The organism is Methylibium sp. (assembly GCF_031393925.1).
Taxonomy (GTDB): Bacteria; Pseudomonadota; Gammaproteobacteria; order Burkholderiales; family Burkholderiaceae_C; genus Methylibium.
In genome coordinates this window covers 12,094-32,573 of record NZ_JANMWL010000193.1, presented here as the reverse complement: position 1 = coordinate 32,573, position 20,480 = coordinate 12,094, and the positions used below count along the sequence as shown (strand labels likewise).

General features: G+C 67.0%; 19 protein-coding genes and 1 tRNA gene. 4 read left to right on the top strand and 16 right to left on the bottom strand.

The window, feature by feature from the left end:
* Nucleotides 1-78 precede the first annotated feature (78 nt).
* Nucleotides 79-1,026: a tetratricopeptide repeat protein gene (locus RMO12_RS10690; RefSeq protein WP_309626774.1), complete on the top strand. Its 948-nt coding sequence runs from the start codon at nt 79-81 to the stop codon at nt 1,024-1,026.
* 9 nt (nt 1,027-1,035) lie between these two features.
* On the opposite strand, the gene RMO12_RS10685 is transcribed toward RMO12_RS10690, so the two are convergent.
* The 10 genes from RMO12_RS10685 to def all read right to left on the bottom strand — a co-directional run bounded on the left by RMO12_RS10685 (nt 1,036) and on the right by def (nt 10,577).
* Nucleotides 1,036-2,148: a hypothetical protein gene (locus tag RMO12_RS10685; RefSeq protein ID WP_309626775.1), complete on the bottom strand. Its 1,113-nt coding sequence runs from the start codon at nt 2,146-2,148 to the stop codon at nt 1,036-1,038.
* A gap of 7 nt (nt 2,149-2,155) precedes the next feature.
* The gene (locus RMO12_RS10680) at nt 2,156-3,052 is read right to left on the bottom strand and encodes a phosphoribosylaminoimidazolesuccinocarboxamide synthase (RefSeq protein WP_309639271.1); all 897 of its coding nucleotides are present in this window, start codon (nt 3,050-3,052) and stop codon (nt 2,156-2,158) included.
* Between the two features lie 37 nt (nt 3,053-3,089).
* Nucleotides 3,090-4,154 carry a class II fructose-bisphosphate aldolase gene (gene fba, locus RMO12_RS10675; protein WP_309626777.1) on the bottom strand — a complete coding sequence of 355 codons (1,065 nt, stop codon included), beginning with the start codon at nt 4,152-4,154 and terminating at the stop codon, nt 3,090-3,092.
* 96 nt (nt 4,155-4,250) lie between these two features.
* Nucleotides 4,251-5,681 carry a pyruvate kinase gene (gene pyk / locus RMO12_RS10670; RefSeq protein ID WP_309624079.1) on the bottom strand — a complete coding sequence of 477 codons (1,431 nt, stop codon included), beginning with the start codon at nt 5,679-5,681 and terminating at the stop codon, nt 4,251-4,253.
* A 39-nt stretch (nt 5,682-5,720) separates the two neighbouring features.
* Nucleotides 5,721-6,914, bottom strand: coding sequence for a phosphoglycerate kinase (locus tag RMO12_RS10665; RefSeq protein ID WP_309639270.1), 1,194 nt, complete (start codon nt 6,912-6,914; stop codon nt 5,721-5,723).
* A 28-nt stretch (nt 6,915-6,942) separates the two neighbouring features.
* Nucleotides 6,943-7,275 carry an AzlD domain-containing protein gene (locus RMO12_RS10660; protein ID WP_309639286.1) on the bottom strand — a complete coding sequence of 111 codons (333 nt, stop codon included), beginning with the start codon at nt 7,273-7,275 and terminating at the stop codon, nt 6,943-6,945.
* A 2-nt stretch (nt 7,276-7,277) separates the two neighbouring features.
* A complete protein-coding gene (locus tag RMO12_RS10655) occupies nt 7,278-8,018 on the bottom strand; it encodes an AzlC family ABC transporter permease (RefSeq protein ID WP_309639269.1) in 741 nt (246 codons plus the stop codon).
* Between the two features lie 154 nt (nt 8,019-8,172).
* Nucleotides 8,173-9,030, bottom strand: a complete 858-nt coding sequence (gene htpX, locus RMO12_RS10650) for a zinc metalloprotease HtpX (protein WP_309624076.1) — start codon at nt 9,028-9,030, stop codon at nt 8,173-8,175.
* A 90-nt stretch (nt 9,031-9,120) separates the two neighbouring features.
* Nucleotides 9,121-10,068 carry a methionyl-tRNA formyltransferase gene (gene fmt, locus RMO12_RS10645; RefSeq protein ID WP_309639268.1) on the bottom strand — a complete coding sequence of 316 codons (948 nt, stop codon included), beginning with the start codon at nt 10,066-10,068 and terminating at the stop codon, nt 9,121-9,123.
* Nucleotides 10,065-10,577 (bottom strand): peptide deformylase, encoded by a 513-nt coding sequence (def, locus tag RMO12_RS10640; RefSeq protein ID WP_309639267.1) that lies wholly within the window; start codon nt 10,575-10,577, stop codon nt 10,065-10,067. Before def ends, fmt begins: the two co-directional genes overlap by 4 nt.
* 238 nt (nt 10,578-10,815) lie before the next feature.
* On the opposite strand from def, the gene RMO12_RS10635 reads away from it, so the two are divergent.
* The 3 genes from RMO12_RS10635 to RMO12_RS10625 all read left to right on the top strand — a co-directional run bounded on the left by RMO12_RS10635 (nt 10,816) and on the right by RMO12_RS10625 (nt 13,655).
* On the top strand, nt 10,816-11,982 hold the full coding sequence (locus RMO12_RS10635) for a LysM peptidoglycan-binding domain-containing protein (protein ID WP_309626091.1): 1,167 nt from the start codon (nt 10,816-10,818) through the stop codon (nt 11,980-11,982).
* Between the two features lie 43 nt (nt 11,983-12,025).
* Nucleotides 12,026-13,126: a DNA-processing protein DprA gene (dprA, locus tag RMO12_RS10630; protein ID WP_309639285.1), complete on the top strand. Its 1,101-nt coding sequence runs from the start codon at nt 12,026-12,028 to the stop codon at nt 13,124-13,126.
* A gap of 76 nt (nt 13,127-13,202) precedes the next feature.
* Nucleotides 13,203-13,655 (top strand): DUF494 domain-containing protein, encoded by a 453-nt coding sequence (locus RMO12_RS10625; RefSeq protein WP_309626087.1) that lies wholly within the window; start codon nt 13,203-13,205, stop codon nt 13,653-13,655.
* 74 nt (nt 13,656-13,729) lie between these two features.
* Here the strand turns inward: RMO12_RS10625 and RMO12_RS10620 are convergent, their stop codons facing one another.
* From RMO12_RS10620 to RMO12_RS10595, 6 genes are all read right to left on the bottom strand, one after another.
* Entirely contained in the window at nt 13,730-16,033 is a 2,304-nt protein-coding gene (locus tag RMO12_RS10620) for a DUF1631 family protein (RefSeq protein WP_309639266.1), read from the bottom strand.
* Nucleotides 16,034-16,076: 43 nt separating this feature from the next.
* Entirely contained in the window at nt 16,077-17,120 is a 1,044-nt protein-coding gene (gene secF, locus RMO12_RS10615; protein WP_309639265.1) for a protein translocase subunit SecF, read from the bottom strand.
* Nucleotides 17,121-17,132: 12 nt separating this feature from the next.
* Nucleotides 17,133-19,052, bottom strand: coding sequence for a protein translocase subunit SecD (gene secD / locus RMO12_RS10610; RefSeq protein WP_309626090.1), 1,920 nt, complete (start codon nt 19,050-19,052; stop codon nt 17,133-17,135).
* 154 nt (nt 19,053-19,206) lie between these two features.
* The gene (gene yajC, locus RMO12_RS10605) at nt 19,207-19,533 is read right to left on the bottom strand and encodes a preprotein translocase subunit YajC (RefSeq protein WP_309625026.1); all 327 of its coding nucleotides are present in this window, start codon (nt 19,531-19,533) and stop codon (nt 19,207-19,209) included.
* Nucleotides 19,534-19,680: 147 nt separating this feature from the next.
* Nucleotides 19,681-19,756 (bottom strand) — tRNA-Phe (locus tag RMO12_RS10600).
* Nucleotides 19,757-19,790: 34 nt separating this feature from the next.
* Nucleotides 19,791-20,474: a response regulator gene (locus tag RMO12_RS10595; protein WP_309625027.1), complete on the bottom strand. Its 684-nt coding sequence runs from the start codon at nt 20,472-20,474 to the stop codon at nt 19,791-19,793.
* Nucleotides 20,475-20,480 lie beyond the last annotated feature (6 nt).

Genomic DNA, 20,480 nt, shown 5'->3' with positions numbered 1-20,480 from the left:
CGCCCGCTCCGGTTCTTCGAAAGCTGCAAATTGTAGGCGGCGCTTCAAACGCGGACTGCCATCCCCATCTGACCGGACATGACCGACATCACCCTGCAGAACTTCGAGTCCGAGCTGATCAACGCCTCGGCCCAGACCCCCGTGTTGCTCGACATCTGGGCGCCGTGGTGCGGCCCGTGCAAGACGCTCGGCCCGCTGCTCGAAAAGCTCGAGGTCGCCTACGCGGGGCGCTTTGCGCTGGCCAAGCTCGACAGCGACGCACAGCCCGAGATCGCCGGCCAGTTGAGCCAGGCCTTCGGTGTGCGCTCGATCCCGTTTTGCGTGATGTTCGTCGGCGGTCAGCCGGTCGATGGTTTCGTCGGCGCGCTGCCGGAGGCGCAGATTCGCGCCTTCCTCGACAAGCACGTGCCGAGCGTCGAAGCGCTGGCCGCCGAGGAGGAGGTCGAGCAAGCCGGGCAACTCGCCGCCGAGGGCGACAGCGAAGCGGCGCTGGCCAAGCTCTCCGAAGCGATGGCCCTGGCGCCCGGCGACGACGCGATCCGTGCCGAGTACGTCAAACGCCTGCTCGAAGCCGGCCGCGTCGCGGATGCGCGGCGCATTTACGAGCCGCTCGTGCCCAAGGCCATCATCGAGGCGCGGGCGAGCGCGCTCGGGCTGTGGATCGAAGCCTGCGAGGCCGCCGCGGCGGCGCGTCCCGCCAAAGCGCTGGCCGCCGCGATCGCCGCCGACCGGCGCGACTTCGCCGCCCGTTTCGAGCTGGCGCAAACGCTCGTGGCGGCGCAGCGCTTCACCGAGGCGATGGACGAGTTGCTCGAGATCCTGATGCGCGACAAGGCATGGTCAGACCAGCGCGCCCGCAAGCTCTACGTGGCGATCCTCGAGCTCATGACCAAGCCGCCGCCCAAGGCCGCCGCAGCCACCGAAGCCAAGGGCACGCTCGAGCTGTCGGGCCGAGCCGCCGTGATCGCCAGCGATCCGGTGGTGGACGGCTATCGCCGCAAGCTGAGCATGGTGCTGCTCAGCTGACGCACCGCGTCAGCGGTCGAGCGCTGGCGGCAGCGCCGCGTCGAGCAGCAAGACGATGCGGGCCTGGTCCTCGGCATGGCGCGCCCAGTGCTGCTCGGCCTGCTGCGCATGTCGTGCGGCCGCAGCGTCCTGGCCGAGCCCGGCCCACACTTGCGCCAGGCGGCCGTGGCTGAACGCCAGTTCGTCGACATCGCAGCCCGGCTCGATGGCCGCCTCTGCTGCTGCGGCCTGCTCGCGTGCCAGCAGCGGTTGCGAGAGCTTCAACCGACACCACGCCATGTCAGCACGCAGGCTGCATTCGATGCGCGACAGGCCCTGCGCCAGCGCGTCGCGCAAATACACCTCGTAATGCGCCATCGCCTGGGCATGGCGGCCCTGGATCGACAGCACCTGGGCGCGCAGGATCGGTTGCAGCACCGGCAGCACGTGGGTGCCAATGCCGGCGTCGAAGTGCGCCGACGACTCGGTGACGGCCAGCGCCTGCGCGGCCTCGTCGACCAGCGACCGGCCCGCCGGCTTGACCGCTTGCTCGCGCGCGAGGTAGACGCGCAGCGCCGCCATGTTGTGCAGCACCGCGCCGAGCGTTGCCTCGTCGCCCTCGGCATGGGCGTGGCGGCGCGCTCGCTCGTACCACGGCCGGGCCCGATCGAAATGGCCCGCATGGTGGTAGGAGTTGGCGATCACGAGACTGGCACGCGAGCGCGCCGCGTGATGCTCGGGCGCGGCCAGGCGCAGCGCCAGTGCGGCGTGGTCCACCATGCCTGGCAGGTCATTGCGTACATAGTCCAGGTGCGCCAGCCAGGCAGCGCAGAGCGCCTGCAGCGACGCCCGACCCGCTTCGACGCTCGATGCGTACGCGCTTTGCAGCTTGACGCGCGCCTGGCTGTCCAGGTCGTCGTGGTAGTCGATCAGCGCGTCGGCCATGCCCAGGGCCGCGGCGCTGGCCGGCTGCGGGTGGGTGGCGTGGCGGGCACGCAGCGGCACCATAGCGCGCCGCGCATCGAGCAGGCGACCCGCGCGGGCCAGCAAACCCACGCGCTCGGCGCCGAGCAGCAGTTGTTCGAGCGGCCTGCGCTCGCGTGCTATCGCCTCGTCCAGCCGGGTCAGCAGGCGCGACGCCATCGCGGCATCAGCCGGCCAGGCGCTCGAACGCTTCGCGGTACTTGGCCGCCGTCTTCTCGATTACCTCGGCCGGCAGCGCGGGCGCGGGTGCCTGCTTGTTCCAGGGGCGGCCATCGACGCGCGCATGCTCGAGCCAGTCGCGCACAAACTGCTTGTCGTAGCTCGGCGGGTTGCCGCCTTCGACATAGCCTTCGACCGGCCAGAAGCGCGACGAATCGGGCGTGAGCACCTCGTCCATCAAGGTCAGCGTGCCGTGCTCGTCGAGGCCGAACTCGAACTTGGTGTCGGCGATGATGATGCCCTTGCCCAGGGCGAACCCGGCGGCCGCCTCGTAAAGCGCGATCGACACGCGTCGCACCTCGCCGGCCAGCGGCTCGCCGATGAGTGCGGCCATGCTCTCAAAGGAAATGTTCTCGTCGTGCGAGCCCATCTCGGCCTTGGTGGCGGGCGTGAAGATCGGCGCGGGCAGCTTGCCGGCGTTGTTCAGCCCTGACGGCAATGGCACGCCACAGACGGCACCGTGAGCGCTGTACTCCGCCCAGCCCGAGCCGGCCAGGTAGCCGCGCACCACCGCTTCCACCGGCAAGGGTTTCAGGCGTTTGACCAGCATCGAGCGGCCGACCACCTGGGCGCGCTCGGCCGCCGTCACCACGGCTTCGGGCGGCTCACCCGTCAGATGATTTGGAACGATGGCGCCGAGCCTTGCAAACCAGAACAGTGCCATGCGCGTGAGCAGTTCGCCCTTGCCCGGGATCGCCTCGCCCATCACCACGTCGAAGGCCGAAAGGCGGTCGCTCGCCACCATGAGGATGCGATCGTCGCCGACGGCATAGTTGTCGCGCACCTTGCCGCGCGCGAGCAGCGGCAGCGAGGTCAGCGTCGAGGTGAGCAGTGCAGCGGTCATCGCGCGTCCTGGCGGGCGGCTCGGGCGGGCCGTCGACTTACTGCACCCTCTGCGCGAGTTCGCCCCTGGCGTAGCGTGCGGCCACCGCCGCGAGCGGCTGCGCCTTGATCTTGCCGGCCTGGCCCTCGCAACCGAATTCGACATAGCGCTGTTTGCAGATCGACTTGGCCGCGGCCGTGGCCGGCTTCAGGTAGTCGCGCGGGTCGAACTTGCCGGGGTTTTCGGCCATGTACTGGCGAATCGCCGCCGTCATGGCCAGGCGGATGTCGGTGTCGATGTTGATCTTGCGCACGCCGTGTTTGATGGCCTCCTGGATTTCGGAGACGGGCACGCCGTAGGTTTCTTTCAGGTCGCCGCCGAACTGGCGAATGGTGGCCAGCAGATCCTGCGGCACGCTCGAGCTGCCGTGCATCACCAGATGGGTGTTGGGAATGCGCTGGTGGATTTCCTTGATGCGGCCGATGGCCAGGATGTCGCCGGTGGGCTTGCGGGTGAACTTGTAGGCGCCATGGCTGGTGCCGATGGCAATCGCCAACGCGTCGAGCTGGGTGCGCTTGACGAAGTCGGCGGCCTCTTCCGGGTCGGTCAGCAGCTGGTCCACCGTCATGGTGGCTTCGGTGCCGTGACCGTCTTCCTTGTCGCCGCGCATGGTCTCGAGCGAGCCCAGGCAGCCGAGCTCGCCTTCGACCGTGACGCCCAGCGCGTGCGCCATGTCGACCACCTTGCGGGTCACGTCGACGTTGTAGTCGTAGCTGGCGATGGTCTTGCCGTCGGCCTGCAGCGAGCCGTCCATCATCACCGAGCTGAAGCCCAGGTCGATGGCGCCGCGGCACACGTCGGGGCTTTGGCCGTGGTCCTGGTGCATGACCAGCGGAATGTCGGGCCAGGTCTCGATCGCGGCCTGGATCAGGTGTTTGATGAAGGGCTCGCCGGCGTACTTGCGCGCGCCCGCACTGGCCTGCAGGATGACCGGTGCACCGACCTCGTGGGCCGCGCTCATCACCGCCTGCACCTGCTCGAGGTTGTTGACGTTGAAGGCCGGGATGCCGTAGCCCTGCTCGGCGGCGTGATCGAGCAGCTGGCGCATGGAAACGAGGGGCATGAATATCTCCGAGAGTCAGGACCGGCGCGGAGGTGCGCACGAGACCGCGAATTTTAGGCGCGCGGCCCGGCGCGCGGCGCTGGCCAAACCCCCCGCTCAGGCGACCCGGCCCACCTTGAGCATGTTGGTGCCGCCCGGGTGCCCCATCGGCTCGCCGCAAGTGATGGCATAGGTGTCGCCCGGCTTGAGCACGCCGGCTCCGGTCAGCAGCGCCTCCGCCTTGGCAAGCGCTTCGTCGCGATCGGCGTAGGAAGGCATCAGCAATGGATGCACGTTTCGATACAAGGTCATCTTGCGGTGCGTCTGCAGCTGCGAAGTGAGTGCATAGATCGCGACATGAATCTTGTGGCGGCTCATCCACAGCGCCGTGGAGCCCGACTCGGTGAGCGCGACGATCGCCTTGCAGCCCAGGTGATGGGCGGTGAACAGCGCACCCATGGCGATGCTCTGGTCGATGCGGCCGAACTGGCGGTTGCGGAAATCGGCATCGAGCGACACATCTTCGGCGCGCTCGGCCTCGAGCGCGATCGCAGCCATCTGCTCGATCGTCTCGACCGGGTACTTGCCGGCCGCCGTCTCGGCGCTGAGCATCACCGCGTCGGTGCCGTCGAGCACGGCATTGGCCACGTCGCTCACCTCGGCGCGCGTGGGCACCGGGTTGACGATCATCGACTCCATCATCTGCGTGGCAGTGATGACGACCTTGTCCATCTCGCGCGCCATGCGGATCATGCGTTTTTGCAGCGCCGGCACGGCCGCGTTGCCGACTTCGACGGCCAGATCGCCGCGCGCCACCATGATGCCGTCGCTGGCGCGCAATATCTGCTCGAGCACCGGGATCGCTTCGCTGCGCTCGATCTTGGCAATGAGTGCCGCCTTGTGCTGGTAGGGCTCGCCGGCCACGTTGGCGAGCTGGCGCGCCATCTCCATGTCGGTCGCGCTCTTGGGGAAACTGACCGCCACGTAGTCACAGCGAAACGCCATCGCGGTCTTGATGTCCTCCATGTCCTTGGCCGTCAACGCCGGCGCGGTGAGGCCGCCGCCGAGCTTGTTGATGCCCTTGTTATTGGACAGCTCGCCGCCAATCTTGACGACGGTGTGCACAGCGTCGCCGACCACCCGCTCGACCGTGAGCATGAGGAGGCCGTCGTTGAGCAGCAGCGTGTCGCCGGGGCGTACGTCGCGCGGCAGCGACTTGTAGTCCAGGCCCACGCCCTGCAGGTCGCCGGGCTCGGTGCGTGCGGCGTCCAGCACGAACGGCGCACCGCTCTCCAGCATGACCTTGCCCGCGACGAACTTTCCGACGCGGATTTTCGGGCCCTGCAGGTCGGCCATGATGGCGACCTGCTTGCCGCAGCGCTCGGCCACTTCGCGCACCAGGCCGGCGCGCGTGATGTGGTCCTGAGCGGTGCCGTGGGAAAAATTGAGCCGCACGACGTCGACGCCGGCACGGATCATCCGCTCGAGCACCTCCGGGGACGACGAGGCGGGGCCGAGAGTCGCGACGATCTTGGTGGCGCGGGGCATAGGGCTTTCGGAAGGTGTTGGTGTAGCAAGCGACGCGGCTCAACCGGCCGCGCGCTGATGCAGGATCGCCAAGGCCGGCAACTGCTTGCCCTCGAGCATTTCGAGAAAAGCGCCGCCGCCGGTGGAGATGTAGTCGATGTCGCGCTCGATGCCGTACTTGGCGATCGCCGCCAGCGTGTCGCCGCCGCCGGCAATGCTAAAGGCGCTCGACTCGGCGATTGCCGCGGCCAGCGCGCGCGTGCCGCCGCTGAACTGGTCGTACTCGAACACGCCCATCGGCCCGTTCCAGACCACCGTGCCGGCGCGCGCAATGATCGCCGCCAGCGCAGCGGCGGTGCGCGGGCCGATGTCGAGGATCATTTCGTGGGGCTGCACCGCGTCGGCATCAACGGTGCGGGCCTCTGCGGTGGCCGAAAACTCGCTGGCGACCACCACGTCGCTCGGGATCGGCACCGCGGAACCGCGCGCCGCCATCATCCCGATGATCGCCCTGGCTTCGCCCAGCAAGTCGGGCTCGGCGAGCGATTTGCCGATCGGCAGGCCCGCGGCCAGCAAGAAGGTGTTGGCAATGCCGCCGCCGACGATCAGCTGGTCGACCTTGCCGGCCAGCGCCTCGAGGATGCTGAGCTTGGTGGAAACCTTGGAGCCGGCGACGATGGCCACGAGCGGGCGCCGCGGCTCGTCGAGCGCGCGGGTCAGCGCGTCGATCTCGGCCGCGAGCAACGGGCCGGCGCAGGCGATCTTGGCGAACTGCGCGATGCCGTAGGTTGAAGCCTCGGCGCGGTGCGCCGTGCCGAAGGCGTCATGCACGAACACGTCGCACAGCGCCGCGAGCTGGCGGGCGAGCGCCTCGTCATTTTTCTTCTCGCCTTTGTTGAGCCGGCAGTTCTCGAGCAGCACCAATTGGCCGGGCTGCACATCGACGCCGTCGACCCAGTTGGCAACCAGCGGCACCGGCCTGCCGAGGAGTTCTGCCAGCCGTGCGGCCACCGGGGCGAGCGAATCCTCGGGCTTGAACTCACCCTCGGTTGGACGCCCGAGGTGCGAGGTGACCATCACCGCGGCGCCGGCCGCGAGCGCCATCTCGATGCACGGCACCGAGGCCCGGATGCGCGTGTCCTCGGTGATGCGCCCGGCATCGTCCTGCGGCACGTTGAGGTCGGCGCGGATGAAGACGCGCCGACCCTGAACGCGGCCTTGATCGATGAGATCGGAGAATCGAAGAACGTTCAAGGATGCCCTCTCGAAATGAAGCGCCCGGCTACCAACCCAGCCCCAGGCGCAGCGGCAGCAGCACCGCCATGCCGGTGACGATGGTGCCCAGAATGCCGCGGCGCCAAAAAAAATAGACGCTGGCCGCTGCGGCCGCGTAGAAGCGTGCGTCGAACCAGGGTTCGGTCACGAGCCGGCCCTCGCTCATCACGATCTCGGGCGTGACCACCGCCGCCAGCGCCGCGAGCGGTGCGTAGCGCAAGCCGCGCTTGACCCATTCCGGCAACACCGGCTCGCGCTTGGAGAGAAAGAAGAACGAACGCGTCACGACCGTGACCACCGTCAACCCGGCGATCGCGAGCAGGAACTCGGCGATGCTCATGCTCATGCCGCCGTCGCCTGCCGCTTCAGCGCCTCATTGCGACGCGAGCGGTCTCGCGCCAGCCAGCCGCGCAGGCGCCGGTCGGCGTCGCCACCGCCACCCTCGATCAGCAGGCCCACGCACACCGCGGCGGCAATCGCCACGACGATGTGCAGCTTGAACGGCAACGCGAAAGCCGCGACTGCGGCGGCGCCGGCCACCGCCGCCGACAGCAGCGTGACGCGGTCTGAGACCAGCGCGCAGATCAGCCCGAGCAGCGCCAGCGTGCCGGCAAAACCCAGGCCCCAGTGCGTCGGTATCGCGTCGGCCAGCACGATGCCAATGAGCGACGGCAGCTGCCACGCGGCGTAGTTGGCGGTCACCGTGCCCCAGAAATACTCGATCTGCCCCGCGGGCGCCTCGCCCTCGGCGGGCGGCTCGGGATAGCGCTTCATGAACAGCACGTAATTGATGTCGCCCGAAAGGTAGCCGAGCGCCATGCGCGTCTTCAGCGAAAACCGCATGAAGTAGGGGCGCCACTGGGCGCTAAAGATGACAAAGCGCAGGTTGACGCAAAACGCGGTGGCCCAGATCACCCACACCGGCGCGCCGAGCATCAGCAGCGGCACCACCGCGAGCTGAGCGCTGCCTGCGAACACCGTGAAGCTCATGAGCAGCGCCAGCGGCACCGACAGGCCGCCCTTGACCATGGCCACACCGGTCACCAGGCCCCAGGCGGCGATGCCCAGCGAGACCGCGGACATCTCACGCAGTCCGCTGCAGTAGGCGGGGTGCGAAACGAGTGCACGAAAGGACGAGGACGAAGACGCCATGGAGCGCGGATTCTCCCACTGCCTGCATGGCCCTCGAGGGCGAAAAAACGCCCCGCGAACGGGGCGTTTCAATCGGCAAGGGCATTCAGGCGCGCAGCCCCTGCGGCGCCATCGCCATCAGACGTTCGACGCGTTCTTCGGTCGACGGGTGCGTGCTGAACAGCCCGCGCAGGCCGCCGCCGGAGAGTGGATTCATGATCATCATCTGCGCCGTCTCGGGGTGACGTTCGGTCGTCTCGAACGGCTTGTCCTGCGCATGACGATGGATCTTCTGCAGCGCAGTCGCGAGCGCCTGCGGATCGCCCGAAATCTCGGCGCCACCGCGATCCGCCTCGAACTCGCGCGTCCGGCTGATCGCCATCTGGATCAGGCCGGCCGCCAGCGGCGCGAGCAGCATGACGGCGATGCTCGCGATCGGGTTGGCCGGGCGGCCTTCGCTGCCGCGGCCGCCAAAGATCATCGCAAAGTTGGCGAGCATGGAAATGGCGCCGGCCATGGTGGCGCTGACCGTCGAGATGAGGATGTCACGGTGCTTCACATGCGCGAGTTCGTGCGCCATGACGCCGCGCAGCTCGCGCTCGGAGAGCGTGCGCAGGATGCCGGTGGTGGCCGCGACGGCAGCATGGGCCGGATTGCGGCCGGTCGCAAACGCGTTCGGCGCGTTCTCCTCGATCAGGTAGACGCGCGGCATCGGCAGCCCGGCGCGCTGAGCCAGTTCCTGCACCATGCGGTAGAACTGCGGCGCCGAGGACTCGTCGACCTCGCGCGCCTTGTACATCTTCAGCACCAGCTTGTCGGAGAACCAGTAGCTGAAGAAATTCATGCCAAGCGCCACCACCAGCGCGATCAGCATGCCCTGCTGCCCGCCAAGCACCGCGCCGATCGCCATGAACAACGCCGTGATGGCGGCCATCAACACGGCGGTCTTCAACAGGTTGAACATCGTGAGGTTTCCTTGCTCGCGCCCGATCGGCGCACGGACATAGATGCGGCCCGCAGCGGCGAGTTCAATGGGCCGCAGCGCCCGCCCTGGCTAAAGCCGCGCGCCCACCACCACCGGCGGGCGCGCCGCGCTGAACTCGCGAACGCCAATACGGCGTCCCCCCGGGCGCTGCAGATGAAGCAGCGACAGCGCCGCGACGCCGCACGCCACGACGAGCGCCTCGCCGTCGGCACGCAGAACCGTCCCTGCGGGCGCAGTGCCTTCGCAGACCGCGGCGCTCCACACCTTGACGGCTTCGCTGCCGAGCCGGAAGTTGGCGCCAGGCGCCGGATCGAAGGCGCGAACGCGGCGTTCGATCAGCACTGCCGGTAGCGACCAGTCGATTGCACCTTCGGCTTTTTCGATCTTGCGCGCGTAGCTTGCACCTTCAGCGGGTTGCGGCATTCGCACCAGACGCCCGGCGGCTGCCGCAGCCACGGCCTCGACGACGAGCCGGCCGCCAAGCCGGGCCAATCGGTCTTGCAGCGTCGCGGTGGTGTCCTGCGCGGTGATCGGTTCGCGCTCGACCATCAGCATGTCGCCGGTATCGAGGCCTTCGTCCATCTGCATGATGGTGATGCCGCTCACCTCATCGCCGGCCTCGATCGCGCGCTGGATCGGCGCCGCACCGCGCCATCGCGGCAGCAACGAAGCGTGAATGTTCAGGCAGCCGAGCCGAGGCAGCACGAGCGCCGGACGAGGCAGGATCAGGCCATACGCGGCGACCACCAGCATATCGAGCCTCGCGTCGGCAAGAGCCTGCTGCGCGGCAGCGGCATCGTGCGCATACCGGCCCTCCAGACGCAGCCCGCGCGGCTGCACCACTTGAATACCTCGCTCGAGCGCAAGGCTTTTGACGGGGGACGCCGCGAGCTTCATGCCGCGCCCGGCCGGACGGTCCGGCTGGGTGAGCGTCAATGCCACCTCGAAGCCAGCGGCCAGCAACTGCTCGAGCGCGACGCGGGCGAACTCCGGTGTGCCGGCGAAACCGAGCCTCACACCTGGACTTCCTCGCGCGCCTTCTTGAGCATCTTGCTCCTGATGCGGTTGCGCTTGAGCGGCGAGAGGTATTCGACGAAAACCTTGCCCATGAGGTGATCCATCTCGTGCTGCACGCACACCGCGAGCAGTCCTTCGGCGTCGAGCGCATACGGCGCGCCATCACGGCCGAGTGCCTTCACCTTGATACGGGCGTGGCGCGGCACCTTGTCATAGACCAGCGGCACGGAGAGGCAGCCTTCGTCGCCGAGGATCATTTCTTCACTTAGCGCAACGAGTTCAGGATTGATGAGCACGCGCGGCTCGTCACGTTCTTCGGACACATCAATGACCAGCACGCGCTCATGCACGTCGACCTGGGTCGCCGCAAGGCCGATGCCCTGCGCGTCATACATCGTGGCGAGCAAGTCGTCGACGAGCTGGCGCAGGCGCGCGTCGACCGCGGCCACCGGCTTGGCGATGGTGTGCAGCCGCGGATCGGGATACTTGAGGATTTCGAGCAGAGGCATGACGAGGATAAGTAAGCAAAAGCACCGCAAGTCCTGTGGACCGCACGCAACGAAATGCCGTGAAGGGCTACCGGAGGTCCGCCGCACGGCAGCTCGGTTTCATTGCGGCAGCAAGGCTTTATGGGCAGAATCTTCCAAACGAAGTGAGGATTTTCGCTTAACCGGCATGGTGAGGCGGCGTCCTTATAAAAACCACAGGACGCCGGGGTGGGTAGGACGGCGCCACGGAGAGAGCCCGATGACACGTATCTCCCCCGCTGCACGCCGCTTTGTCGGCTTTGCTGCGACCGCTCTGGTAACGGCGTTCGTCGCCGGTGGCCTGCACGGTGCAGCCGTGGCCGCCGAACCCAACTTTCCCATCACGCCGCAGCAACGCAGCACAGCGCAGCAAGTCGCACAGGCCGGCGTCGCGCTGTCCGAGCTGGCGCCCAACGCGCCTGATTCCTACACCGTCAAGCGCGGCGACACACTGTGGGACATCTCCGGCATCTTCCTCAAACGTCAGTGGCGCTGGCCCGAGCTTTGGGGCATGAACCTGGAGCAGATCCGCAACCCCCACCTCATCTATCCCGGCCAGGTGCTGCTGCTCGAGCGAAGCGGTGACCGCGCGACCCTGCGCGTGGCAGGCGGGCAGACGGGGACGGTCAAGCTGTCACCGCGGGTGCGCGACGGCGGCCCTTCGTCGGGCCCGATCACCTCAGTGCCACTGCGCTTCATCGAGGGGTTTCTCAACGAAGCCGTGATCTTCGACAGCGATGAACTCGAGCGCGCGCCGCGCATCGTTGCGACCCAGGAAGGCCGGGTACTGCTGGGCAAGGGTGACGCCGCTTATGTGCGTGGCGAACTCGGCGCGACGCGCGAATGGCGCATATTCCAGCAGCCCAAGGCGCTGCGCGACCCCGAAACCAACGCCATCCTCGGCTACGAAGGAACCTACGTGGCGACCGCCGCCTACGAGCAGGCTGGCGAGACCAACGCACGCGGCGAGATCGTGCCGGCGACTTTTCGCATCACCTCGAACAAGCTCGAGGCCAATGTTCTCAATCGCCTGGCACCCGCCCAGCCGCGCGACTACTCCCCTTACGTTCCCCGCCCCCCCTCGGCGCCGGTGAGTGGGCGCATCGTCTCAATCTACGGCGAAGCGCTGAATGCGGGGCAAAACCAGATCGTATCGTTGAACAAGGGTTCGAGCGACGGCATGGAGCGCGGCCATGTGCTGGCGCTCTGGCGCGCCGGCGCCCAGGCGCGCGATCTCACGCAAGACAGTGGACCGCAGCCGATCCGGCTGCCGGACGAGCGTCATGGGCTGCTGTTCGTTTTCCGCGTGTTCGACAAGATGTCATATGCGCTGATCCTCAACGTCCAGGAACCCGTCACGCGCGGCGACCGTTTCACCGAGCCTTGAGAACGATGCCGGTTGCGTGCAACCGGGTCGAATCGGGCCCATGATCGATCGTGATGAACTTGCCGCTTGGTTGCGGCTGATCGAAACGCCGCAGATCGGCCTGGATAGCGCGCGCCGCCTTCTCAGCCACTTCGGTTCTCCACAAGCGGTCTTTGATGCCCCGAACGCTGCGCGCCGGGAGTTGCTCACGCCCAAGCAGGCCGAAGCCCTGAATGCGGCCGAGCTGGCCGGGTTGGTCGACACCACGTGGCAATGGCTCAATGCGAGCGACGAAGCCGACCGCCACGTCATCACGCTCGGTGACGCCGACTATCCGCGCGCGCTCCTCGAAACCGCCGATCCACCGCTCCTGCTGTATGCCATCGGTCGAACGACGTTGCTGCGCGGCCCGTCGATCGCTGTCGTTGGCAGCCGCAATCCGAGCCCGCAAGGCGCCGAGAACTCGCGCGCCTTTGCCAACGCGCTGAGTGCGACCGGCCTCACCGTCGTCTCCGGACTCGCGCTCGGCATCGACACCGCGGCCCACGAGGGCGCCCTGGGTGGTGCGGGCTCGACGATCGCCGTGCTCGGCACCGGCCTCGACCGCGTCTACCCCAAGCGCAACCTGGCGCTGGCGCACCGCATCGCCCGAGAGGGCCTGCTGCTTGGCGAGTACGCGCTGGGAACACCCCCCCTGCCAGCGAACTTTCCGCGTCGCAATCGTCTCATCGCCGGAATGACGTGCGGCACCCTGGTGGTGGAGGCGGCCCTGCAATCGGGCTCGTTGATCACCGCCCGGCTTGCCATAGAAGCCGGCCGCGACGTCTACGCCATCCCCGGCTCGATCCACGCGCCGCAGTCGCGCGGCTGCCTGGCGCTGATCAAGCAGGGGGCCAAGCTGGTCGACTCGGTGGCCGACATCCTTGATGAACTTCATCCCGCTGTGCAAACCATGCCACCACCGCCGAGCCCAGCACACGCGAGCCGAACAAGCGATGACCCGGTGTTGTCCGGTCTCGGATACGAGGCGATGACGCTCGACGCACTCAGCGATCGGCTGGGCACACCCCCCGCCGAACTGAGCGCTCGCCTGCTCGAACTCGAGCTGTCCGGCGAGGTGGTGCGGCTGCCCGGTCAGCGATTCCAGCGCCTCGTGCGGGTGTGAAACGGCGGTTCTCGAACGGCAGGCGTCGGCCTCTTTTGCAGGGCGGTCGGCAAAAGCGCTGTGGTATGGTCTTGGCATGTTCGACGTGCTCGTCTACCTGTACGAAAACTACTGGCAACCAGCCGCCTGTCCCGATCACCGGCAGCTCTCGCGCAAGCTCTCCGCGGTGGGCTTCGAGAATGACGAGATCGAGGATGCGTTGAGCTGGCTGGCTGGCTTGGCCGAGGCCGCCGAATCGCACAGTGGCGAGCAGGGCAAGCACGCGCTGCGGGTCTACACGTCGCATGAACAGGAGCATCTAGGCGAAGCCTCGATCGGCTTCGTCAGCTTCCTCGAGTCCGCCGGTGTCCTGCGTGCGCCGATGCGTGAGATGGTGATCGATCGCGCTATGGCGATCCCGGCCAGCCCGCTGGCACTTGAAGACCTGAAGATCATTGTGTTGATGGTGTTTTGGAGCCTGGGCGAAGAACCCGACGCGCTGATCCTCGATGAGTTGTTCGTCGACGACGAGGACCGACTCATCCACTGAGCCGGCGTGCGGGTCAAAAGCGACGAAGCCGCCCTCGGGCGGCTTCATGCATTGAGCGCCGAGAGCCCCTCCGATCAATCGAGCAAGCGCTCGGGTGCGGCGTCGAGTTTGGCCAGGGCGCTGCGCGTGGCGCGCACCGTGAGAGCCTCGTCTTGCGCCGGTACCAACAAGCCGGCCTGCAAAAACGCCGCCAAGCGTTGTTGCTGGAACAGCGTGCCCCTGCCTCGCTCCGATACAAACAAGCTCAGTTGCTTGCGCAAGCCCTGCCATGCGAGTTGGACCGTGTCGATGTGCCCGCGGTGCTCGAGCATGTACCAGCCGCCGACCTGCAATTCGCGCGCCCAGGCAAGCATGGCCGGCGTGGGCATCGAGCCGCCGTCGGTGACGATCTGCAGCTCGGTACTTTCGTGGCCGGAAAGGTCCAGCACCAGGGACTCGTCGATCTGGAGATCCTCGGCGTCGGGCAGCATCTCTTCGAGATCGTCGAGACGGCGCATCAACTCGTCGAGGCGCTCGGCGGGAATCGCCGCCGCCTTGGCCGTGAAGGCCGCCGCCAAGGAATCATTGAGCGCCTGGACGTGCTCGTCCTGCTTGTCCGCAACGATGCCGGCCTCGGCCATGCCTTCGCGCAAGGTCTTGAGCAATGGCGGCAGGCGCCGGATCACGTCGGCCCGCTCTTCTCGGGAAACTTTGCCCCCGGCCGACCAGATGAGATCAGTGGCCGCGCGCTTCATGAGCTTGGTGGCTTCGCTGCCGGCGCCCGACTTGAGCGCCACGGTTGCCAGCACGTCGGCCCACACGCGGAACAGGAAGTTGCGCACGCCCTCTTGCACGGGCACCTCGTTGAGCATCTTGCGCAGCTCGATCGTGTACTGGATCGCCAGCGTTTCGCGCTGCTCCACCTGCTGCGCCAGCGACACGCCCTTGCGCGTAGCTTCGTTCTCGTTCTTGAAGTAATGCTCCAGGAAGCGCTCGAACTCGGTGAGCACCGTCTGGAAGACGCGCCGGCCCGTGTCAGGGTAGGCTTCCACCACCTGAACCACGCGCTTGATCTCCTTGTCGAGCGCGTCCCCAGCTGCGCGCGTGCCGACGTCAAAGCCCATCACGCAGGCGCCCATGCGGTCGATCAGCTTGCGCGCCGGGTGATCGATGGTGGCGAAGAAATCGGGCTCGCCGACCGCCACGCGCAGCACAGGCATCTGCAAACGCGCGAACCACACGCGCACCACGGCGGGAATCTTTTCTTCAGTGAGGATGCTCTGGAACAGCAGCGCAACGATCTCGATCGTTGCGCGCTCGACGGGGGTGGTGGCGGCCTGCTTGAGCGCAACCTTGCGTTGCTGCATCTCCTGCAGGAGCGCCGGCATACTGACGGGTGCGCGATCGTCACTCCCAGTGCTGCGAAGCTTGACCTGGACGCCGCTTTGCGCGTCGGCAATCGCCCGGACCAGGCCGGGCGAAGGCGGCATCTCGGCAGTGTCGGCGAAGGCGGGTACTTGGCGTCCCACCAATCGGTTGAGCCGGCCCAGCACAGCCTCGGCATGGCCGACGTTCTGGCGGGCCATACCGCCCATGCGCGTCATGAGGCGGGTTTCCTCACTGACGCCGGCTCCGGCGTCCGGGGCCGGTCCGCCGACGTAAACGTTGGTGCGCCGCGGCCCGCTTTCGAAAGAGTCGCCGAAACCCGACGAAACATGCGCGCCGATCGAGCGGCGGATGAAAGGTCGCAGGTCGATTTCGGGGCGCACGCCCTCGCCGATCAACCAGCGGTTAGTCTCGTGATAGGCCTCTTCGACCAGTTCGCCGAAGGTCTCGTGCATCACCGCCTGGAGCGTGCGCCAGTGGTCGAGCGACAGACCCGTTGCGCGCCAGGTGTCGAGTACCACGCGCGCCACGACCTGCGGGCGAAGCACGTCGGTTGTGTCAAGCTCGTCGCGGCGCTCGAGGTGCGACACCCGCGCGCGCAGGTCGGTGAATTCCCACGATGCCTTGTCCATCATCGCCAGCGCCAGCCGCGAACCGAGGATTTCAAGCTCGATCGTGTCGTCGTCGACCAGCTGCAGCCCCGGCATGTTGCCGGCCAGATTGGAGGAGGGCGTTGAAGCCAGCGACCCCCGGCTCGTCGCGGTGGAGCGGCCGAAGGGTGCTGCGGCCAGCGCTTCGATCAAGGCGTGCTGCCAGTGGGGCATCGGCTGCCGGATGTCGGTTGCGGCCGTCTGGCGCTTCTGCGCCGTCGGTAGATCGCCTTTTTCGCCGGCCAGGCGACTCGCGCCACTCAGCACTGACTCGATCGCCGCCGGCACCGCTCGCAACAGCGTCTCCATGTACGCCCGCCGCGCTTGCGCGGCAAGGGTAAACGGGGCGGCTGCGGTGGCCATGAAGGGTGGCGTGCTTGGCAAGAGTCTGATAACCCGTAGAACTCTACACCACGGCCCCGGCGTTCGGGTCGTCCGGATCGTTGCTCTTCGGGCCACCTGCACGCATCAGGTCTTCGCGCTTGACGCCCAGCCACATGGCAATGGCCGCAGCGACGAACACTGATGAATAGATGCCGAACAGGATGCCGATCGTCAGGGCGACGGCGAAGTAGTGAAGCGTCGCACCGCCGAAGACGAGCATGGAGAGAACCATCATCTGCGTGGAACCGTGGGTAATGATCGTGCGGCTCATCGTCGAGGTAATCGCATGATCGATCACCTCATGGGTGTTCATCTTTCGAAAGCGCCGGAATGCCTCCCGGATCCGGTCGAAGATCACCACCGACTCGTTGACGGAGTAGCCCAATACCGCCAGCACCGCCGCCAGCACCGAGAGCGAGAACTCCCACTGGAAAAAAGCAAAGAAACCCAGGATGATGATGACGTCGTGCAAGTTAGCAATGATTGCCGCGACCGCGAACTTCCATTCGAAGCGGATCGCGAGATAGAGCATGATGCCCGCGACCACGAAGCCGAGCGCCATCGCGCCGTCCGTGGCGAGCTCCCGGCCGACCTGCGGGCCGACCACCTCGCTGCGCTGCAGCCGCACCGGCTCGATGCCGCCCGCATCGCACACCTGGCGGCTGACCTGCTCAACCGTGTCGCTGCTCGCTTGGGCCTGTCGGACCTGGCCGCCTTCAGCAGCGCACAGCGCCGCGAACACCCGACTCACCACCTCCGGCTGCTTGATATCGCCTCCAGCAGCGCGGATCGGCAGGCGCACCAACACGTCGCGCGACGTGCCGAAGGTCTGCACCTGGACCTCGCCGAAACCGAGCGCCTCGACGCTGGAGCGCACCTTGGTCACGTCGGCCGTTTTTGCATAGGCCAGCTCGAGCACGCTGCCGCCGGTGAACTCGATCGAGAAATGCAGGCCCCGCGTGGCCAGGAAAAACACCGCCGCGGCAAAGGTAATGAAGGAGATCACGTTGAAGATCAACGCGTGCTTCATGAACGGGATGTCGCGCTTGATGCGAAAGAACTCCATGGCTCGCCTCCTTCAGGCCTGCGCCGCAGGCGGCATGGCGCCATCGGGCCGCCAGATCTGCCCGATCGACACACTCTTCAGTTTCTTCTGCCGCCCGTACCACAGGTTGACCAGGCCGCGCGAGAACAGCACGGCCGAGAACATCGAGGTGAGGATGCCCAGGCAATGCACGACCGCAAAGCCGCGGACCGGCCCCGATCCGAAGGCCAGCAGGGCCAGGCCGGCGATCAGGGTGGTGACGTTGGAGTCGAGGATGGTGGCCCACGCGCGCTCGTAGCCCGTGGCAATTGCCGTCTGTGGCGGGGCGCCGCCGCGTAGTTCCTCCCGCACGCGCTCGTTGATCAGCACGTTGGCGTCGATCGCCATGCCGAGCGTGAGCGCGATGGCCGCTATGCCGGGCAGGGTCAAGGTCGCCTGCAACATCGACAGAACCGCCATGAGCAGCAACAGGTTCACCGCCAGCGCCACGGTCGAGAACATGCCAAACAACCGGTAATAGGCGCACATGAAGACGGCGATCGCCGTGAAGCCGTAGATCACGCTGTTGAAGCCCTTCTCGATATTTTCGGCACCGAGGCTCGGGCCGATGGTGCGCTCCTCGATGATCTCCATCGGCGCTGCGAGGCTGCCCGCGCGCATCAGCAGCGCCAGGTCATTGGCCTCCTCCGGGTTGCGCATGCCGGTGATCTGAAAACGGTTGCTCAGCTCCGACTGGATCGTCGGCGCCGTCAGGATTTCGGGCTTGCCCTTTTCGATCAGCACCACGGCCATGCGGCGTTTGACACCCTCACGCGAGGCGGCCTTCATCGCCGCACCGCCCTTGGCGTCGAGCGTCACACTGACGACGGAGCCGGAATGCTGCTGATCGATCGAAGCGTCTGCGCCAGTCAGGTTTTCGCCGGTGAAAACGACCTGCTTTGACAGCAGCAGCGGCTCCTCGCGACCGTCTCGCCGCGAATAGATCAGCTCGGTGCCAGGCGGTATCAGCCCCTTCTTGGCGTCTTCGATCTTGCTCGGATTGAAGTCGCGCACTTGCGGGTCGGAGTTCAAGTGCGCCTCGACCATGCGCACCTCGAGCGTCGCGGTGCGCCCGATGATGTCCTTGGCCTTGGCCGTGTCTTGCACGCCCGGCAGTTGCACCACCACGCGGTCGGCGCCCTGCTGCTGGATCACCGGCTCGGCCACGCCCAGCTCGTTGATGCGGTTGTGCAGCGTGGTGATGTTCTGCTTGATCGTTTGCTCCTGAACGGCGCGCGCCGCCTGCGGCTTGAGCCGGCCGCTCAGTGCCAGATCGCCGCCCACGCTGGCGTCGTTCCATTCCAGGTCGGGCAGCGCCTCGACGAGCACGGCACGCGCCGCATCGCGCGTGGCGGCGTCGCGAAAACGCACCTCCACGGCCAAGCCGGCGCGCGCAATGCCGGCGTGGCGCACATTCTTCTCGCGCAGCAAGCTGCGGATGTCGCTGCTCAGCCCCTCGGCGCGCTTGATCAGGGCCGCCTGCATGTCGACTTGCATCAGGAAGTGCACACCGCCGCGCAAGTCGAGCCCCAGATACATCGGCAGCGCATGCAGAGCGGTGAGCCACTTCGGCGAGCGACTGAGCAGGTTGAGCGCGACGATGTAGTTCGAGTCGGTAGCGTCGGGGTTGAGCGCCCGGGTGATGGCGTCCTTGGCCTTGAGCTGCGTGTCGGTGTCGCCAAAGCGCGCCCGCACCGAGGTGCCGTCGAGTTGCACGAAATCGGCCTGCAACTGTGCCGCCCGCAGGGCCTGCTCCACGCGCGGCACGAGGCCCGCATCCACCTTCACGGTCGCCTTGCCGCTGGACACCTGCACCGCCGGCGCTTCGCCGAACAGATTGGGCAGCGTGTAGACCAGCCCGACCAGCAGCGCCAGCGCCAGGATCGCGTACTTCCACAAGGGATAGCGGTTCATCGAAAGATCCTCGAGGCGCTGGGCCCGTCCGTCGTACTCTGTTGACTACGCGAAAACGTAAACATTCGCTTGCGCTGACAAAAGGCCGCGGCACCTGCCGGTGACCGCGGCCTTGCGTCCCCCGCGCGCCGTAGACGGCGCGCGGGGCTGGCGGCTACTTGAGCGATCCCTTCGGCAGCACCTGCACAACCGCCGAGCGCTGCACCTGCAACTCCACGCCGTTGGCGACTTCTAGGTGCAGGTAGGTTTCTCCCAGTATGGACACCTTGCCGAGCATGCCTCCGGAGGTGACGACCTCGTCGCCCTTGGCAATCGCCTCGACCATCGCCTTGTGCTCCTTCTGGCGCTTCATCTGGGGGCGGATCATCACGAAATACAGCACCACGAACATCAGCACCAGCGGCAGCATCGTGATGAGGCTGGAGTCGCCGCCGACAGCAGCGGCCGGTGCGGCCTGGGCGAAAGCTTGGGAAATGAACACCTGGGGATCCTTCGGGCGGGTCGAAATGGAAGCGCGAATTGTAAGGCGGGCTCCGCGGGGCCAGCCGCTGCAACGGCACAGGCCAGCGACCGGGCTCAACCCCTGCGCGTCCCATGCAAAACGGCCCGCGAAGGGGCCGTTTTCAACTGGTGGCTCGGGGCGGAATCGAACCACCGACACGCGGATTTTCAATCCGCTGCTCTACCAACTGAGCTACCGAGCCAAGGGGCGAGAGTGTAGCAGCAGCCCCCACCGCGTCAGACCGCGACGCCCTTCTTGCCGCGCGTGAGGTCGACCCCCAATTGCTTGAGTTTGCGATAGAGGTGCGTGCGCTCGAGGCCGGTCTTTTCGGCCACGCGCGTCATGCTGCCGTTCTCGCGCGCGAGGTGAAACTCGAAATAGGCCTTCTCGAAGGCGTCACGGGTTTCGCGCAACGGGCGGTCGAGATCGAAGCTCTGCTCGGACTGCGGCCCGGCGAGGCACGGCAACGCGCCGAGCTGCGTGACGGGTGCCTCGGCGGCGATGGGTTCACGCTCGCCCAGGCGCAGTGGCGTTACCGTCGCCAGCGGCCGCCCGGGCGGCTTGGCCAGGCCCTGCTCCACCGCGCGCAACAACTTTTGCAGCGTGATCGGCTTCTCGAGGAAGGCCATCGCACCGAACTTGATGGCCTCGACCGCCGTGTCGATAGTGCCGTGCCCGCTCATCATGATCACCGGCATCGTCAGCTGACTGCTGGCCCCCCACTCCTTGAGGAGCGTGACGCCGTCGACGTCGGGCATCCAGATGTCCAGCAGCACCAAGTCGGGCCGGGCCCGCTCTCGCACCAGGCGCGCCTCGGCGGCGTTCTCGGCGAGCTCGACGCTGTGGCCTTCGTCGCTCAGGATGTCCGAAAGCAAGGCGCGGATGCCGAGTTCGTCGTCTACAACAAGGATGTTCGCCATGGGGTC

Bases quoted from the DNA above. Each gene is read 5' to 3' on its own strand.
- RMO12_RS10660 (WP_309639286.1), bottom strand. From the start codon at position 7,275: ATGAGCATCGCCGAGTTCCTGCTCGCGATCGCCGGGTTGACGGTGGTC.
- RMO12_RS10680 (WP_309639271.1), bottom strand. From the start codon at position 3,052: ATGACCGCTGCACTGCTCACCTCGACGCTGACCTCGCTGCCGCTGCTC.
- secD (WP_309626090.1), bottom strand. From the start codon at position 19,052: ATGAACCGCTATCCCTTGTGGAAGTACGCGATCCTGGCGCTGGCGCTG.
- RMO12_RS10690 (WP_309626774.1), top strand. From the start codon at position 79: ATGACCGACATCACCCTGCAGAACTTCGAGTCCGAGCTGATCAACGCC.
- RMO12_RS10635 (WP_309626091.1), top strand. From the start codon at position 10,816: ATGACACGTATCTCCCCCGCTGCACGCCGCTTTGTCGGCTTTGCTGCG.
- RMO12_RS10595 (WP_309625027.1), bottom strand. From the start codon at position 20,474: ATGGCGAACATCCTTGTTGTAGACGACGAACTCGGCATCCGCGCCTTG.
- fba (WP_309626777.1), bottom strand. From the start codon at position 4,154: ATGCCCCTCGTTTCCATGCGCCAGCTGCTCGATCACGCCGCCGAGCAG.
- RMO12_RS10625 (WP_309626087.1), top strand. From the start codon at position 13,203: ATGTTCGACGTGCTCGTCTACCTGTACGAAAACTACTGGCAACCAGCC.
- def (WP_309639267.1), bottom strand. From the start codon at position 10,577: ATGCCTCTGCTCGAAATCCTCAAGTATCCCGATCCGCGGCTGCACACC.
- RMO12_RS10620 (WP_309639266.1), bottom strand. From the start codon at position 16,033: ATGGCCACCGCAGCCGCCCCGTTTACCCTTGCCGCGCAAGCGCGGCGG.
- pyk (WP_309624079.1), bottom strand. From the start codon at position 5,681: ATGCCCCGCGCCACCAAGATCGTCGCGACTCTCGGCCCCGCCTCGTCG.
- htpX (WP_309624076.1), bottom strand. From the start codon at position 9,030: ATGTTCAACCTGTTGAAGACCGCCGTGTTGATGGCCGCCATCACGGCG.
- RMO12_RS10655 (WP_309639269.1), bottom strand. From the start codon at position 8,018: ATGTCCGCGGTCTCGCTGGGCATCGCCGCCTGGGGCCTGGTGACCGGT.
- secF (WP_309639265.1), bottom strand. From the start codon at position 17,120: ATGGAGTTCTTTCGCATCAAGCGCGACATCCCGTTCATGAAGCACGCG.
- RMO12_RS10685 (WP_309626775.1), bottom strand. From the start codon at position 2,148: ATGGCGTCGCGCCTGCTGACCCGGCTGGACGAGGCGATAGCACGCGAG.